16 protein-coding genes are annotated in these 16349 nt (G+C 63.8%); 9 read left to right on the top strand and 7 right to left on the bottom strand.

The window, feature by feature from the left end:
• A partial coding sequence (locus tag KJP30_RS24105; RefSeq protein WP_485020616.1) for a Rossmann-fold NAD(P)-binding domain-containing protein occupies positions 1–430 on the top strand: 430 nt, incomplete at its 5' end.
• Positions 431–448: 18 nt separating this feature from the next.
• Here the strand turns inward: KJP30_RS24105 and KJP30_RS24100 are convergent.
• Entirely contained in the window at positions 449–1345 is an 897-nt protein-coding gene (locus tag KJP30_RS24100; protein ID WP_218452102.1) for a LysR family transcriptional regulator, read from the bottom strand.
• Between the two features lie 111 nt (positions 1346–1456).
• Here KJP30_RS24100 and KJP30_RS24095 point away from each other — a divergent pair, with 111 nt between their 5' ends.
• A complete protein-coding gene (locus KJP30_RS24095) occupies positions 1457–2080 on the top strand; it encodes a glutathione S-transferase family protein (RefSeq protein ID WP_218452101.1) in 624 nt (207 codons plus the stop codon).
• Between the two features lie 55 nt (positions 2081–2135).
• Positions 2136–3782, top strand: coding sequence for an FAD-binding oxidoreductase (locus KJP30_RS24090; RefSeq protein WP_218452100.1), 1647 nt, complete (start codon positions 2136–2138; stop codon positions 3780–3782).
• A 31-nt stretch (positions 3783–3813) separates the two neighbouring features.
• Here the strand turns inward: KJP30_RS24090 and KJP30_RS24085 are convergent, their stop codons facing one another.
• Complete coding sequence (locus KJP30_RS24085; protein WP_218452099.1) at positions 3814–4977, bottom strand: serine hydrolase; 1164 nt, start codon at positions 4975–4977, stop codon at positions 3814–3816.
• A 543-nt stretch (positions 4978–5520) separates the two neighbouring features.
• On the opposite strand from KJP30_RS24085, the gene KJP30_RS24080 reads away from it, so the two are divergent.
• The 6 genes from KJP30_RS24080 to KJP30_RS24055 are packed head-to-tail and all read left to right on the top strand — an operon-like array spanning position 5521 to position 11546.
• Positions 5521–7086, top strand: coding sequence for a multicopper oxidase family protein (locus KJP30_RS24080; protein WP_246594733.1), 1566 nt, complete (start codon positions 5521–5523; stop codon positions 7084–7086).
• Positions 7067–7369, top strand: a complete 303-nt coding sequence (locus KJP30_RS24075; protein ID WP_218452098.1) for a c-type cytochrome — start codon at positions 7067–7069, stop codon at positions 7367–7369. The genes KJP30_RS24080 and KJP30_RS24075 overlap by 20 nt, the downstream gene beginning before the upstream one ends.
• Entirely contained in the window at positions 7351–8043 is a 693-nt protein-coding gene (locus KJP30_RS24070; protein WP_218452097.1) for a phytochelatin synthase family protein, read from the top strand. The genes KJP30_RS24075 and KJP30_RS24070 overlap by 19 nt, the downstream gene beginning before the upstream one ends.
• A complete protein-coding gene (locus tag KJP30_RS24065; RefSeq protein WP_218452096.1) occupies positions 8040–8516 on the top strand; it encodes a hypothetical protein in 477 nt (158 codons plus the stop codon). Before KJP30_RS24070 ends, KJP30_RS24065 begins: the two co-directional genes overlap by 4 nt.
• Positions 8516–10135, top strand: a complete 1620-nt coding sequence (locus tag KJP30_RS24060) for a GMC oxidoreductase (protein ID WP_218452095.1) — start codon at positions 8516–8518, stop codon at positions 10133–10135. The genes KJP30_RS24065 and KJP30_RS24060 overlap by 1 nt, the downstream gene beginning before the upstream one ends.
• Complete coding sequence (locus tag KJP30_RS24055; protein ID WP_218452094.1) at positions 10128–11546, top strand: hypothetical protein; 1419 nt, start codon at positions 10128–10130, stop codon at positions 11544–11546. Before KJP30_RS24060 ends, KJP30_RS24055 begins: the two co-directional genes overlap by 8 nt.
• Positions 11547–11566: 20 nt before the next feature.
• Here the strand turns inward: KJP30_RS24055 and KJP30_RS24050 are convergent, their stop codons facing one another.
• The 5 genes from KJP30_RS24050 to KJP30_RS24030 are packed head-to-tail and all read right to left on the bottom strand — an operon-like array spanning position 11567 to position 16347.
• Positions 11567–12406: a 3-oxoadipate:acetyl-CoA acetyltransferase gene (locus KJP30_RS24050; RefSeq protein WP_218452093.1), complete on the bottom strand. Its 840-nt coding sequence runs from the start codon at positions 12404–12406 to the stop codon at positions 11567–11569.
• A gap of 29 nt (positions 12407–12435) precedes the next feature.
• On the bottom strand, positions 12436–13188 hold the full coding sequence (locus tag KJP30_RS24045; RefSeq protein ID WP_218452092.1) for an SDR family NAD(P)-dependent oxidoreductase: 753 nt from the start codon (positions 13186–13188) through the stop codon (positions 12436–12438).
• A gap of 50 nt (positions 13189–13238) precedes the next feature.
• On the bottom strand, positions 13239–14387 hold the full coding sequence (locus tag KJP30_RS24040; protein ID WP_218452091.1) for a M24 family metallopeptidase: 1149 nt from the start codon (positions 14385–14387) through the stop codon (positions 13239–13241).
• Positions 14363–15373: an ABC transporter ATP-binding protein gene (locus KJP30_RS24035; protein WP_218452090.1), complete on the bottom strand. Its 1011-nt coding sequence runs from the start codon at positions 15371–15373 to the stop codon at positions 14363–14365. The genes KJP30_RS24040 and KJP30_RS24035 overlap by 25 nt, the downstream gene beginning before the upstream one ends.
• Complete coding sequence (locus KJP30_RS24030; protein WP_218452089.1) at positions 15370–16347, bottom strand: ABC transporter ATP-binding protein; 978 nt, start codon at positions 16345–16347, stop codon at positions 15370–15372. Before KJP30_RS24030 ends, KJP30_RS24035 begins: the two co-directional genes overlap by 4 nt.
• Positions 16348–16349 lie beyond the last annotated feature (2 nt).

Genomic DNA, 16349 nt, shown 5'->3' with positions numbered 1-16349 from the left:
CAAACAATATGCGACGATCCTGACCGACAATATGGTTGGGGCCGGTGTCCACGTGAATGCCATCGGTGGCGATTGCCCCGGCAAGACAGAGCTGCACCGGGACATCCTGATGCGCGCGTCGATCTTTGTCGAATACCCGCCACAAACCCGGATCGAAGGCGAAATCCAGCAACTGGCCCCCGATCACCCGGTGACCGAGCTCTGGCAGGTCATCGCGGGTCAGGCCCCGGGACGCACGGAGCACCGGCAAATCACCCTGTTCGACAGTGTGGGTTTTGCCATCGAGGATTTCAGCGCCCTGCGCTATGTCGCGCGTGCGATCCGGGGCACGCCCTATTTCACCCGGCTGGACATGATTGCCGACCCGGACGACCCGCGAGATCTTTTCGGGATGTTCGAACGGGCCAGGCCGAGTGCCGTCCCGGCATGATCCCCGCCTGTCGCCCGGTCATTGCAATACGGCGACAGCGCGCAGTCGCGCCTTGGCAAGGTCGATAAAGCTGCGGACCTTGGCCGGGGCGCGCCGGCCTTCGACATGCACCAGGTGAATCGGCAGGGGTTCCGGCTCAAAGTCCTCCAGAACGCTTTGCAGTCGACCGTCGATCAGATCCGGCCCCACTTGGTAGGACAGCACCCGCGTCAGTCCCCAGCCTTCGCGCGCAACCGAAATCGCCGCCGCCACGCTGCTGAGCCGCAGGCGCGGCGTAACCCGAACCACCTGTGACTGGTCGCGACCGAAACGCCATTCGGTCACCGGGCTGACAGGCGCCGCGACCGCGATCTGATGCCGGATCAGGTCCGCCGGGTCTTGGGGGATGCCGTGGGTTTCGAAATATCCGGGCGCGCCGCAGACGATCCGGCGCACGCTGCCTACGCGCACGGCCACAAGGCCGGATGGCGGCAGCGGGCCGATCCGCACGGCGACATCATACCCTTCTTCGACCATGTTCACCACGCGGTCGACCATGACCACATCGGCGGAAACCTCAGGATGGGTGTTCAGGAATTCGGTCAGGATCGGGGTCACATAGATGCGCCCGAATTCATTGGAACAGGTGAGCCGCAGTTCGCCCTTGGGGTTGGAGGCCGCGCCCGCCGCCGCATCGTCCGCCGCCTGAAGCTGGGCAAGGATGTGGCGTGCGTCCTCCAGATAGGCCCGCCCCACATCGGTCAGCCGCACCCGCCGCGTGGTGCGCGTGAACAGCCGTGCGCCAAGGCGCTCTTCCAGGGCGTTGACACCCCGCGTGGCGGATGGCGCGCTTAATCCCATGCGGCGCGCGCCTTCGGCAAAGCTTTGGGCTTCGGCCACGGCGATAAAGACTTCCAGGCTTTGCAGACGGTCCATGAGATCCGATTAGCATCAACTTGTGGAATAGTACCTTTTGCATTGGGTATATTAATTCGAATGGTGGCGCAAATTAGCTTGCAGGGCATCCAACAACACCAAGGAAAGCCCATGACCCCCATCAAACTGTATCGGAACCCCAAGTCCGGCCATTGTCATCGCGTCGAACTGATGCTGTCCTTTCTCGGTCTGCCTTATCAAACTGTCGATCTCGACATGGCGAACGGCGCGCACAAGGCGCCCGAGTACCTCAAGATCAGCCCCTTCGGCCTTGTCCCTGCCATCGATGACAACGGCTATACCCTGTCGGACAGCAATGCGATCCTGGTCTACCTTGTGCAGGCCTATGCCAAGGGCACGTCCTGGTTGCCCGGTGACCCCAAGGCGCTGGCCGAGGTGCAGCGCTGGCTGAGCGTTGCCGCCGACAATATCTATTCGGGACCGGCTGCGGCGCGTCTGGTCAAGGTTTTTGGAACCGCGCATGACCATTCGGCCGCCGTGCAAAAGGCGCATGCGCTGTTTGCCGTGATGGAAGCGCATCTGGCCGGACGTGACTGGCTGGCGGCAGAGGTCATCACAATCGCCGATGTTGCGGGCTACAGCTATATTGCTCATGCGCCCGAAGGCGGGGTTGATCTGGCCCCCTATCCGAACCTCCGGGCCTGGCTTGCGCGGATCGAGGCGCAGAAAGGCTTTGTTGCCATGGCCACCTCGCCCCTGCCCGAACTGGCGTAGTGCCCCGGCCGGGGTTCGGCGCCCCGGCCTTTTCGTCTGTCCAGAGGTTCCCATGATGACCAAGACTGTTGAAAACCCGTTCCACCACGGTGAACGCGCGGCGCAAGAGCGCGCAGGCGTCGGGGACGTGGCGCAATGGGCCGGTGGTTTTATCCGCGATCACCTGCCCGAACAGCACCGCGCTTTTCACACCGCGCTGCCCTTCCTTGTTGTTGCCGGTGGCGATCCCGAGGGCCGGACATGGGTCAGCGTGATCGAAGGATCCGACGGGTTCGTGACCTCGCCCGATCCGCGCCATCTGCATCTGGCAACAGAGGTTCCGCAGGCCGACCCGCTCCACAGCCGTTTTGCCGCCGGCGGCCAGATCGGCGCGGTGGGGATCGACCTTGCCACGCGCCGCCGCAACCGGTTCAGCGGTTCGGTCTCCGCGCAAGCCGGGGGCTATTTGATCGCGATGGCCCAGACCTTTGGCAATTGCCCGCAATACATCCACGAACGCAGCCTTGCGCGGGTGCCGAACAGGCCTTTGGCCCCCCGTCGGTCGAGCAAACTGACCCCCGCGCAAATCGACCGCATCCATGCGGCGGATACTTTGTTCATCGGATCCGGCCATCACGTGTCAAAACCGCTGGCCTCCAACGGCTATGATGCGTCGCACCGTGGTGGCGCGCCCGGATTTGTCCGCGTCACCAGCCCGACCCAACTGCAAATACCGGACTACATGGGCAATAATTTCTTCAACACGATCGGCAATATCATCGCCGATCCGCGTGTTGGGCTGGTCTTTGTGGATTTCGAAACCGGCGGTCTTTTGCATCTCAGCGGGCGTGCGACGGTCGATTGGTCGCCTGTCGGGGCGCATGATCCCGACGCATGGCGCATGATCACGGTCGAGATCGAAACAGTGCTGGACCGTCCCGCCGCGCTGTCCCTGCGGTGGGCGCGTCTGGATCATCGCAGGCGCCGGTTGCGGCTGGAGCGGCGGCAGCAGGAAAGCGATACGGTCACGGCGTTTTACTTTGCTCCGGCGGACGGGCGCGCGCTTGAACCGTTTTCGCCCGGTCAACATCTTCCGATCACCCTGCGGATCCCCGGACAGACAGCGCCCGTCAGCCGCAGCTATTCCCTGTCTGGCGCGCCGACCGATCCGCTGTACCGGCTAAGCGTCAAGCGAGAGCCGCAGGGGGTGATGTCACGCGCCCTGCACGATCGGTTACAGATCGGCGATGTGATCGAGGCGCAGTCCCCGACCGGAGAGTTCACCGCCGACGACGGGGGCAAAAGCTCTGTGCTTGTTCTGGTCGGCGCCGGTGTCGGTCTGACACCCATGCTGTCGCTGCTACATGGCGCGGCGGCCAGCGGTCGGCCCGCTTGGTTCATTCACGGTGCCCGGAACGGCCGCAGCCATGCCCATCGCGCCGAGATCGCAGGGCTGGTGGCCAGCCACCCGCATCTGCGGCAGCGCCTGTTTTACAGTCAGCCCGACCCGGGCGATGTGCCGGGGCGTGATTTTGATATGGCCGGGCGGGTGACCGTTCAGGATGTGCTGGGTTTGCTGGCGGGCCCGGACGCGCGATACATGCTGTGCGGGCCAACCGGCTTTGTCGCTGAGCTGACGCAGGGGCTGGAGGACGCGGGCGTGCCGCCCGAACATATCCGCTTTGAAACCTTTGGCCCCGCGCCGGGCGGTTCGGCCAAGTGACCCGTCAGGCGGGGCCTTGGCCGCATTCTGTTCAGTCCATCGCGCCCGGCAGGCTGGCCAGCATCGAATTCACCAATTCGGTCATCGCAATGTCCTTGGTGAATTCATATTGGTTGATGCCCATGAAAACCGCTGCCTGACGTTCCGGCGCCATGGCGACATAGGCCATATAGCCTGCATGCGCGCCGGCCTTTTGGATGGTGAACGGGGTGTAATCCGTGCCCTTCATAAAGACCCAGCCCAGTCCCATCGCGTCCAGCGGGCCGGATTCATCCATCAACGACACCGAGGCATAGGCCTCGCGGTTGGCATGTGGCGTGTGAAAGATGTCTCGCACCGGATCGGCATCCTGTGCGAGATTCCAGCGCAGCCATGTTTCAATATCCAGCGCGGTGGTGAAAATGCCTCCGGATGCGCCGACAAGATCGCTACCGTCGACCATGGGCAATTCGCTTTCATCGAAGAAAAAGGCCGGGATCACACGGTCCATCGCCTCGGGGGCGACGGTATTGGCGGTGTCCGGCATCCCCAGCGGGCCGGTCACATATTGCGCAAGCGCCTCGCCGTAGGTGGTGCCATTGGCCGCCCCAAGGGCCGCGCCAAGGATCTGGTAGCCAAAGTTGGAATAGAACAGGCGCGAACCGGGTTCGAACATCAGCGCGTTGCCGGACATCCAGTCTTGGATCGCGGGCAGGGTCTTGGCCATGTCCACGGTTTCGCCCGGCTTCGGTGTCACCGGCAGGTCGCGCGGCAGCCCGGCGGCCTGACCGGCGAGGTCGATCAGCCGAAGGGGTTTGCCGTTGAGGCTGGCATTGGGCAGATCCGGCAGGTAATCGGTGACCGGATCTTCGGCCCGGATCTTGCCCTCGGCGATCATCGCCGCCATGACCTGCCCGGCCAGCACCTTCGAGATCGACCCGATGCGAAAGATCCCGTCCTCGGCGGGGGCTTCGCCGTCCGGTCCCTCTCCGACCGTGCCGATATAGCTGGCATCGCCCATCACGGCGACAAGAATACCGGCGGGTGGTTCGACCTGGTAATCAAGCAAGAGTTGGTACATCTGCGCAATGTCCGTCAGCAGGGCCTGTTCTGCCGTTTCGGCGGCATGCAGTTCCGTGGTGACGGAAATTGCCAGAAATGATGCGGCACCAAGGCACAAATTTCGGACCGTCCGAAGCCGGGAAGCCAATTCCATGTTCAATCCTTTCGGGTGTCAAAAAAACAGCGCGCCAAAATCCGCGCGCCTCTGGGGGCACTCTTTCGCCGAATGGGCCTGTGGTCAATGTATTTCCCCGCGGCCCCAATCTGCCAGATTGCCGGTGAAGCCGATGGCCGGACCGGGGGAGGGGGACACGGCCACCTTGGGAAGATTTTCCGCCGATGCCAAGATGGCTCTGATCAGGGTGCCGAGGCAGATGCGCCGCCGTCGATCGTTGTGCCTTTGCTTGGCGGAGGAATTTCGGATTCACCTTAAGGGAGATTTACCGCAAGGATGGCCTCTGTGTTCCCGAGGTTGGAAATGGACGGTTGCCATCCCGCCCAGCCGGGACAGAAAGCAGCCGTTAAAAACCCGGTAAATTGGCAATTTTGTTTACATTTCTTTAGGTTTTTCCCATTTCACCACCCGAATCCCTGCGCCGTCTTACAAGTCTTTAAGCATCGTCCGGGATTTTTCCTTGCGGGGTCTGGCAGGGCTGATACCTTGACGCCACGGAATTTCATTTAAAGGATAGGTTGTATGACCAACATCAGCTCCCTGTCGCCTCTGTCCGGGCGGCTCACGCGGCGCGCCTTGTTGATGGGGGCCACCGCCGCCGGCGGGATTGGTGTTCTGGCGGCCTACTCGCGGTCCGCCTTGGCGCAGGATGCGACGTCTGTTCCCGCGCAGTCCCCCTTGCAGATGGAGGACGATCTGAAGAACCCGCGCGAGGTTCTTTCCAGCGGCGGGCGGTTTCAGCTCGATCTTCCGATGGAAATGGCGGATATCGAACTGCCCTATGCCAAGGCGCGGCTGCGCACATATCTTGGCGAAATTCCCGCGCCCACCTTCCGGGTAAATCCCGGGGATGAGATGGAAATCACGCTGCATAACAATATGCCGCCGAACAAGGATACTTCTCCCCCGGTTCTGAACACGCCAAACGAATTCAATTCCACAAATCTGCATTTCCACGGATTTCACGTCAGCCCCAAGGGCAATTCGGACAACGTCTATCTTCAGATCAACCCGGGTGAGAGCTTTAACTACGTCGTGCGGCTGCCGGACGACCACCCGGCGGGCAACTACTGGTATCACCCGCACCGGCACGGCTCTGTCGCGGTTCAGGTTGCGTCGGGCTGTGCCGGGATGATGATCGTGCAGGGCACGCTGGACGAGGTGCCCGAGGTCGCGGCCGCAATCGAACGGGTGCTTGTGTTTCAGGCGCCGGTGGTCGACACGACGACCGACGAACTGGACAGCTATGACACGATCTGGGACCTCACCTCGGAACGATATTGGCTGATCAACGGTGTCTACAAACCGCGGATCTACATGCGCGAGGGCGAGGTTCAGCACTGGCGCATTCTCAATGCCGGCGATGAACAGTTCCTGCCCATGAACCTTGACGGTCTGGACCTCTGGGAAATCGGCTTTGACGGCAACCCCTACCCCGAGGCGCGCGAAACCAAGGAGATTTTTGTCGCGCCGGGCAACCGCATGAACCTTATGGTCAAGGCGGGCGCGCCGGGAACCTATGTCCTTGATCGCCCGGCCTTTATGCAGGGCAAGACTGCGATCCCCGATGCCCGGATGGCCGAGGTGATTGTCCTGCCCAAGGACACAGACCGCGTTCCGGCGGGCGTCAAAATGGGCACCGAGATCCCCTCGGGCCCGCTGCCCAAGAACAAGATCCTGACAGACATCACCGACGCCGAAGTCGTGCGCAAGCGCAAGATTGAACTGGGCGCTCAGGATGTCGAAGGCATGTACAAGGGCATGGTCTTTACGCTGAACGGTCAACCCTTCGATCCCCAGCGCAATGACATCGTGGCCAAACTGGGAGAGGCCGAGGAATGGGAACTGGTCAACCTGACCCCTTTCCCGCATCCGATCCATGTGCACGTCAACCCGATGCAGGTGATCGCCATCAACGGCGAACCGCTGGACCACAAACATTGGCAGGACACGATCGCCGTGCCCGCCGCTGGCACCGTGACCCTGCGCATGCGTTTCACCGATTTCGACGGTCGGTTCGTCATGCACTGTCACATTCTACCGCACGAAGACCTGGGGATGATGTTGAATGTTCAAATCATGGCATAAACCGGCGCTGCTGGCGCTGCTCTTGCCGGGTGCGGCGCTGGCGGACGATGCTGTTCCGGCCGTCGTGTCCTCTTGTGTGTCCTGCCATTCGGCGGACGGCAACCCGCTGGTCGCGGGCGTGCCGATCCTTGCCGGGCAACGCGCCGATTACCTGCAAAGCGCGCTCAAGGCTTATCGGGCCGGGCGCCGTACCGGCGGTCCCGCGGACGTAATGCAGGCCTATGCCAAACCGCTCAGCGACAGCGAAATCGAGGAGATTGCAAAATGGTTCAGCGAAAACTGACAGCGCTGGCGCTGTGTCTTGGCCTGATCGGGCAGGCCGCCGCCGCCGATCTTGTCTACCTGACCGACCCCGAGGGCCAGACCCGGTTCATGGAGTCCGAACTGCATGGCGATTACTTCAGCCTTGCCAGCTATCTGGAATATGAGCAGGTCGTGACCTTTTGCGGGCCGGCCACGGTGGCGGCCGTGGCCAATGCGCTGGCCATCCCGCGCCCTGCACCGGATCGCCTGTATCCGTGGACATTGTTCACGCAGGACCTGCTGTTCAACGACGCCAACCAAAAGCTGAAGCCCTATGCCATGGTCGAACATGAGGGGCTGACACTGGCCGAACTGGACACATTCATCGAAAACCTTGGCATGATGGCCGAGCATCATTTCGCATCGGACGTGGATGTGGACGGGCTGCGCGATGCGATCAAGGCGACGCTTTCTGATCCCAAAAGCCGTTTTGTGGCCAATTACTCGCGCAAGGCCCTGCCCCAGGAAGGCGACGGCCACATCTCTCCTGTTGCGGCCTACGATGCCGAAACCGACACGGTGCTGATCCTCGACGTGGCGAAATACAAGTATCCGCCGGTCTGGATCACCATCGAAACCCTGCACGCGGGCATGATGATGACGGATTCCGGTTCTGGCAAATCCCGCGGCTTTGTCGTTGTGTCGGCGCCATGACGGGGGCGGGTCTGACGCGGCGCGCGCTGATGGGCAGCGCCGCCGCCCTTGCGGTCATGCCCGTTGCCGGTCTGGCGCAGTCATTGAACAGGGCGCGTGACACGGCGCTTTTTACCTCGCTTCTCTATGCGCTGGCGGGACCGGTCGAAGTTGCCCCTGCCCTGCTGACAAGCGTTGAACAGCTGTTCGTGACGAAATTCGGTGCCGGCGCGGTCGACAGCCTGACGGCCCATGTGGCCCGCAACGGCCTTGCCTCGGCGCTGGACCCGCAAGACGACCCGACGATCGAGGCACAGCTGCAATGGCTGACCGCCGCCCTGTTCACCGGGTCGGCGGATCCATCCGACAGCGACGCACGGGTGGTCAACTATCCCCTGTCTCTGGGTTGGAAATCCTTGTCTTTCGCCAAGGCGCCGGGCCTCTGTGCCGGGCCGGAGTTTGGCTATTGGGCAGCAGAGTGGAGCACGGTGTAATGGCCGATTTCGAAGCGGATATCGTCATCGTCGGCGCGGGCATGGGGGGCGCGCATCTGTCGCGCAGCCTGGCCGAGGCCGGGCGCGACGTGCTGGTGCTGGAGGCAGGCGGCCGCAAGACGCGCGGCGAATATCTGGCCGATTTCTACGCCAATCCGGTCAAGGGACCACAGGCCCCCTACCCGTCTCAGGATTTCGCGCCCCACCCGACGGACACCGATTACAGCAGCTTTTACGATCAGGCGGGCGGCCCGGAATTCGTGGGGGCCTACCTGCGCATCTACGGCGGCACCACTTGGCACTGGACCGGTTTCGCAGATCGGCTGCGCCCCGAGGATTTTCAGGCCGCCACGCTCTATGGGCGCGGCACGGACTGGCCGATCCGCTATGAGGATCTGCAACCCTATTACCAGCAGGCAGAGCGGCGCTGGGGCGTTGCCGGGGATCCGAACCATGTCTGGGGTGCCCCGCGTGAGGCCGATGACCCCTATCCGATGCCGCCCATTCCGGCCTCGTGGATGGACAAGGAAATCCAGTCCAAGGCGCTGGACGGCATGGATCTGACCGCTGGCATCTTTTCGCATGCGCGCAACTCGGTCATCTATGACAACCGCCCGCCCTGTTGCGGCAACAACACCTGCGTGCCGATCTGCCCGATCAATGCCAAGTATGACGGCTCGGTCGAGATGGACAAATCGGTTGCCGCCGGCACAAGGGTCGAATTGCAGGCGCTTGTGACGCGGATTGAACTGGACGCTGACCGCCGTGTGTCCGGGCTGGTGATCCGCCGCCCCGATGGCAGCACGCAGACGGTGACGGCCCGGACCTTTGTTCTGGCCGCCCACGCCATCGAAACGCCGCGCCTTTTGTTGAACTCGCGCCAAGAGGGCGCACCGAACGGCGTGGCCAATGGCAACGACCACGTTGGCCGCTACCTTGTTTCGCAGTGGAATATCGACGTCTGGGGCACGGTCACCGATCCGGTCTTTCCCTACCGCGGGCCACAGCAGACATCCGGCATCACCCAGTATCGTGATGGCGATTTCCGCAAGGATTACGCGCCTTTCGGCACCTCGTTCATGAACAACGGGTGGAGCGGGAACTCCGACGCGACCAAGCTGTCGCAAACCCTGATCAAGCAGGGTCTGCGGGGCGAGGCGCTGGTTTCGGCGCTCAACGACCAGATCGCGCGGCACGTTCGGCTGAACTCTTCGGCGGAAACGCTGGGCGTCGCCGATAACCGCATCACCCTGTCCGACCAGTTGGACAGTGCCGGTGTCCCCAAACCGCGGATCACCTTCGCCGTCGACGCTTATTCCAAGGCGGGGCTGGAGGTCGCGGAAAAGGTCAGCCGCGAGGTGCTGGACCGCATGGGCGCGACCGATGTGCAGGTCAACACGCCGTATCTGTCGAACGCGATCATTGGCGGGACGACCCGCATGGGCACAGATCCGGCGCAATCGGTGGTGGGGCCGGATCTGCGCAGCCATGAGCATGACAACCTTTATATCCTTGGCACCAGCACGCATGTCAGCTGTCCGGTTAACGCGCCCACGCTGACTGTTTCGGCCCTTGGCATCCGGCTGGCCGAACATCTGAACGCGGCGGCGCATGACTAAGGCCGGGTTGCTCCTGCTGGCCGTGATGATCCTTTTGGGCAACGGACTGCGGTCCGTTGTCACCTCGTCGATCTTCATGTCCGAGGCGAGCTTTGCCAGTTTCCTGTCCATCACCGTGGAATCCACAGCTGCTGTGACAGAGCTTTTGATGGGCGCGGTGCTGGTTTCGCTTTTGGCCGCGCCGTGGCTGATGCAGCGTGTCGCGCCGATCACGCTGGCCATCGGCATGGCGGCGGTGGCCGCGCTGGCGGCGCTTGGTCTTGCGGGTCTGTTCCAGCTTCGTCCGCCGGTGGACACGCGGATCGCGGGTGTCATCCTGCTGTTTCCGCTGATCGGCTTTGCCCTGGCAACGCTGGCGCCGATTTCGCAGAACTGGGCGACGCTGGGCGGGGACAGGGGATCGCGCCTGTTGCTGGGGGCATGGTCGCTGGCCATGCCGCTTGCCTTTCTCGCAACCCCGCAACTGGTTCGGGTCATCGCGCCGCGCTATGGGCTGGACACCTTCTTTGCCGGGTTTGCCCTTGTGACCGCCGCGATGGTGCCGGTTCTTTGGCTGTGGCGGTCGCGTCTGACCACCGGCCAAGGCGACAGCAAACCGGTGCTGAGCGGGCGCATCCTGGCCGCGGGGCTTGCAGCCGTGCTGGCCTTTCAGGCCCTGACCATCCTGATTTCGCTTGCCGGGCTCAAGGCGACGGGCGTGCCTTATCTTTCGGTGCTTCTGATCGTGACACTTGCGGCGCTCTGGTGGGTGTCGCGCCGTCAGCACGCGGGGCAGGTCGCGCCAAGCCGCCTGTCGCCGCAGGTCATGGCGCTTTTTGCCATGCTGTTCCTGCTGAACATCGCCACAACCGGGTTTTACGACACGTCGTTCCTTGTGCTGCATTCCTGCTCCAACACCCTGATCGCCGACCGTGCGACCCTTGCGGGCCTTGCACAGGTTGCGGCGGCGGCGTTGGCCACGGCGCTGCTGGCCCGGTTTGCCGTGCACCGCCTGCTGGTGGTGATCGGGGTGCTTTGCGCCATCGCGGGGCTAAGCCTGTACCTCGCCTATCCGGGGGTGATCTCTCTGGCGCTTTTGCCGATCCCGGAGCCGGTGCTCTACATCGGGTCGCGCGCGGTCACGGGCTTTGGCACCGGTCTTGCGACCACGGCGGCGGTCTTTGCGTTGTCTTCGCAGGGTGACCGGTCCAGCGGTGCCGGGCTGATGCTGGCCTTCGTGGTCATCATCGGGACCGAGGCCGGGCTGGAACTGTTCGAGGTCGCAAGCCAGATCTGGATGATGGTCACGGGCGCAACCTCCGCCCCCTATGGCGGGATTTTCCTTGCGCAGATCGCCTTTGCCGCAGCGGCGCTTGTCCCGATGATGGTGCCGCTGGGCCGGTCGGCCCCGGCGGGCGCGCGGGCGGCATAAACAGCCGCCCCGCGCGCCGGTCAGGCCGCTGCGGGCAGGCCGAGGATCCGGCGCGCTTCGGCCGGGCTGGCGGGGCGGCGCCCGCTCTCGGCGCAGATGTCGACGGCACGCGCCACCAGCGCGGCGTTCGACGGGGCCAGTCGCGTCTTGTCCAGCCGGATATTGTCCTCCAGCCCGGTGCGCAGGTGGCCACCGGCCTCTGCCGCCCATCTGTTCAGTTCCAACTGGTGACGTCCGATGCCCGCGGCGCACCAAGGCACGTCACCAAACAGGCGGCGCAGAGTTTTCACATAGAAATCAAAGACCTCACGATCCGCAGGCATGGCGTTTCGCACGCCCATGACGAACTGGACGTAAGGCGGCGCGGCCAATTCGCCCCGGTCCATCATCGCGCGGGCTTGCAGGATGTGGCTCAGGTCAAAGGCCTCGATCTCGGGTTTGATGCCGTATTCGCGCATCTCGGCGGCCAGCCACTGCACCAGATCGGGCGGGTTTTCATAGACCCGCGTCGGAAAATTATTCGACCCGACCGAAAGCGAGGCCATTTCCGGGCAGAGCGGCAGCATCCCGCCCCGCGCCTGTCCCGCACCAGACCGGCCGCCAGTGGAAAACTGCACGATCATGCCGGGGCAATGCGCGTTCAGACCCTCTTTGAGCCGCGCAAATCGTTCCGGGTCCGAACTGGGGGTGCCGTCATCGTTGCGCACATGCGCATGGCAGATGGTGGCCCCGGCCTCGTATGCCGCATGGGTGCTTTCAACCTGTTCGCTGACCGTGATCGGCACGGCGGGATTGTCGGCCTTGGTCGGCAAGGATCCGGTGATCGCCACGCAGATGATGGCGGGTGTCGTGTCAGTCATGGAAGTCCCGTAAGGTCAGAAGATGTGGGTCACGCCAGCCCGGCCTCGACCGGCAGGCAGGTGCCGGTGATCCCGGCTGCGAGGGGCGAGGCAAGGAAACAGGCGGCGTGGGCCACGTCCTCCTCGGTCGCCAGCCGCCCCAGCGCGGTCTCGGACCGAAGCGCGGCAATCGCCTGATCCGCAGGTGTGCCGCCAGTCGCGGCGCGCGCCTCGATCCGCCCTTGCAAGGCGTCGGTCAGGATCGGCCCTGGCGCCAGCGCATTCACCCGCACGCCGTCGCGGCCCATGTCCAGCGCCGCCGCCCGGGTCAGCCCAAGCACCGCATGTTTCGTTGCCGTATAAAGCGCCTGATCGGGATGCGCCGTATAGCCGTTGATCGAGGCCATGAGCACCACGGCGCCCTGACCCGCCGCAAGCCACGGCGCGGTGCATTTCAGGCTGAGCGCCATGCCGCGCACGTTCAGCGCAAAGACGCGGTCCCATTCGTCCAGATCCAGCGCCGCGATCCGCCGCCACGGCGGCACCATCCCGGCATTGGCGATCAGGATGTCGAGGGCCCCCAGATCGGTCAGCGCCGCGTTCAATACCGTCTCGGCATCGGGGGCGGTCAGGTCCATCGCGATGGCGCGCCAACCCGTCGGCAGCGCAGCCTCCTGCAAAACCTCCGGCAGATCCAGCACACAGACCTGCGCCCCGGCCCGTTCCAAGGTTCCGGCAATGGCCCGGCCCAGCCCGCGCGCGCCGCCGGTCACAAGCACGGTTTTTCCCGACAGATCGATCATGGCATCCCCCCCGTGGCAGGGCGCCCCCGTGAACCGGGGGCGCAACAGCGTCATTCGATGACGATCAGCTCTTGAAAGCCGCTTGTCAGCGCCTCACCGCCGCCCGGACGGGCCACGATGCAATCTTCGACCCGGGCGCTGAAATCGCCATCGCGGAAGATCGACGGCTCGATGGTAAAGATCATGCCCTCGCGCACCGGCGTTTCGTCCCCTTTGGTCAGGAAGGGCGGTTCGTGCACGTCCCAGCCGATGCCGTGGCCCAGGCGGTGGCGGAAGTCCTTGCCATAGCCGGCGTCTTCCAGCACGTCTCGCGCCGCCTTGTCGACCTGCTCGCATGTCACTTCACCGGCCTTCAGCGCGGCGATGCCCGCCGCCTGGCTTTCCATGACCAGCTTGTGTACCAGCCGCTGTTCCTCGGTCGGGGCGCCAAAGGCCACGGTCCGGCCAAAGTCATAGCACATGCCGTCCAGCACCGCGCCAAAGTCAAAGTTGACGGACACCGGTTTGTCCAACTTGCGCGGCCATGTCTTCAGCTTGTCACCAAAGATCAGCGGATGATCCGGGCCGGAGTTATACAGCGAGGTGGTGAAGGACGGTCCCAAAGAGCCATGCGCCTTCATCTGATAGTCGATCTCGGCGCTGATCTCCAATTCGGTCATGCCGAATTTCAGGTTCTTGACCGTCGCGGCAAAGGCCTTTTCCGTGATCTCGCCCGCGCGGCGCAAAAGGTCGATCTCGTCCTGATCCTTGATGACACGAATGGGGCGCAACAGCTTGGTCCCATTGGCGAAAACCACGCCGGGCAGCAGCTTTTGCAGCTCCATCAGCGTTTCGGCCTCGCCGTCCTCGGATACGGCAACGGTGGCACCTTCGCCCACGCCCAGATCCTTGAGGATACCCCGCGCCATTTCCACCGGGTCGTCCCAGTCGCCCAGAACACGCAGGTCGACGCCCTCGATCCCGCCTGCGCTGCCAAATTCGGCAGTCATGCGCGGCAGGGTCAGGATCGGCTCGCGGCCCGGTGCAATCCACATGCCTTCGATCCAGTGACCGGGGTGCAGGTTGCGGCCATAGTTGGGAATATCGCGGTGAATGCCCGTCAGGTAGTCGAGGTCGGTCCCGATCGGGAAAAAGATCAGGTCTGCCTGTCCGTCAATGCTGTTGCGGAACCGGGTCATCCGGTCTGAGTAGCTGGCCACTGGGGCTCTCCTTCCTTGGTCAAATCTTCGGCGTGGTGACAGGCGGCCTGCCGGCCATCGCCCATGTCGCGCAATTCGGGCCGTTCGGCCCGGCACAGGTCGGTCGCCAGCGGGCAGCGCGGATGAAAGGCGCAGCCTGACGGCGGGTTCAGCGGTGAGGGAATGTCGCCCTTGATCGGCGCATAGACCGTGCGGCGGCGGTCCAGCCGCGGCACCCCTTCGATCAGCGCACGGGTGTAGGGGTGCGCCGGTGCGTCAAAGATGCGGTCGACGCTGCCCATCTCGACGACGCGGCCAAGGTACATGACCAGCACCCGGTCCGAGATATGTTCGACAATCCCCAAATCATGACTGATGAACAGGTAAGTCAGATCAAACTCGTCCCGCAGGTCCATGAAAAGATTGACGATCTGCGCCTGAATGGACACGTCCAGCGCGCTGACCGCCTCATCGCAGACAAGGATTTCCGGTTGCACCGCCAGCGCACGGGCGATGCCCACGCGCTGCCGCTGACCGCCGGAAAAGGCGTGCGGAAAGCGGTCCGCATAGCTGGGGTCGATGCCGCAACGTTCCATCAGCTCGGCGACATAGGTTTCGGCCTCGGCGGGTGAGGTCAGGCGATGGACGCGCGGGGCCTCTCCGATCAGGGTTTTCACCCGTTTGCGGGGGTTGAGCGAGGAGAACGGATCCTGAAAGATCATCTGCATGGGCAGCGCCTTTCCCCCCGTATCGGGGCGGTCGATGGTCCCCGAACTTGGGTCCAGCAGCCCCGCCACCATACGGCCCAGCGTGGATTTCCCACAGCCGGATTCTCCAACAACGCCAAGCACTTCGCCGCGTTTCAGATCAAAGCTCACGTCTTCGACGGCACGCACCACCGCAGGCGGTGGCGCAAGGCCCACTCGGCGCAAGCTGCGGGTGACGAAATCCCCCTCAGAGCCAAAGCGGCGGCCAAGGTTGCGGACGGAAAGGACGGTTTCGCTCATGCCTCGGCTCCCTCGGTCAGCGGGTGAACACAGCGCACGGCGCGGGTGCTGTTGACAGGTGTCAACGCGGGCATTGTTCCGCAGGCCTCGGTCGCGCGGGGGCAACGGGGCGCAAAGGCGCAGCCGGGCGGCAGATCGGAAAGCGCAGGCATCCGGCCGGGGATCTGCTGCAATCGCCCGCCCCGGTGGCCGGGCACCGGCACCGAGGCAATCAGCCCCTGCGTATAGGGATGCGCCGGCGCGTCGAGGATGTCATCCACCGGTCCCTCTTCGACGATCCGGCCCGCGTACATGACCGCAACCCGGTCCGCCAGACCGGCCACCACGGCCAGGTCATGGCTGATCCAGATCAGCGCCGTGCCCCGATCCCGGCACAGGCGCTGCACCAGAGCAAGGATCTGGCCCTGAATGGTCACGTCCAGCGCCGTGGTCGGTTCGTCCGCGATGATCAGGTCGGGCTGATGCAAAAGTGCGATGGCAATTGCCACCCGCTGCCTCATCCCGCCGGACAATTGGTGAGGGTAGGCCGACAGTCGATCCTCGGGTGCGGGAATGCCCACCTCGTCCAGCGCGGCAATGGCGCGGCGGCGCACCTCTGCCTTGTCCAGCTTTTCATGCGCCAGCAGCGCGTCCCGGATCTGGGTGCCGATGCGCAAAACCGGGTTCAGCGTCATCATCGGATCCTGAAAGATCATCGCGATCTTGCGCCCGCGCAGGCCCCGCATTTCGGGTTCGGACAAGGCCAGGATATTCTGCCCGTGCAGGCGCACCTCGCCCTTTGTCACCCGTCCCGGTGGGCTGATCAGGCGGTTGATGGAAAATCCGGTCAGCGATTTGCCGGACCCGCTTTCGCCCACAAGCCCAAGGATTTCACCGCGCGCCACGGTCAGGGACAGGTCGCGCAGGGCGTGAATGGTGGCGGCGGGGGTGACAAAGCTGGTTTGCAGCCCGCAAAGTTCCAGAACGGCGGTCATGG

The sequence above is a fragment of the Antarctobacter sediminis genome (assembly GCF_019218285.1).
In the GTDB taxonomy this organism is placed as follows: domain Bacteria; phylum Pseudomonadota; class Alphaproteobacteria; order Rhodobacterales; family Rhodobacteraceae; genus Antarctobacter; species Antarctobacter sediminis.
The sequence above is the reverse complement of the archived record's forward strand: the minus strand, read 5'-3'. Positions and strand labels throughout refer to the sequence as shown.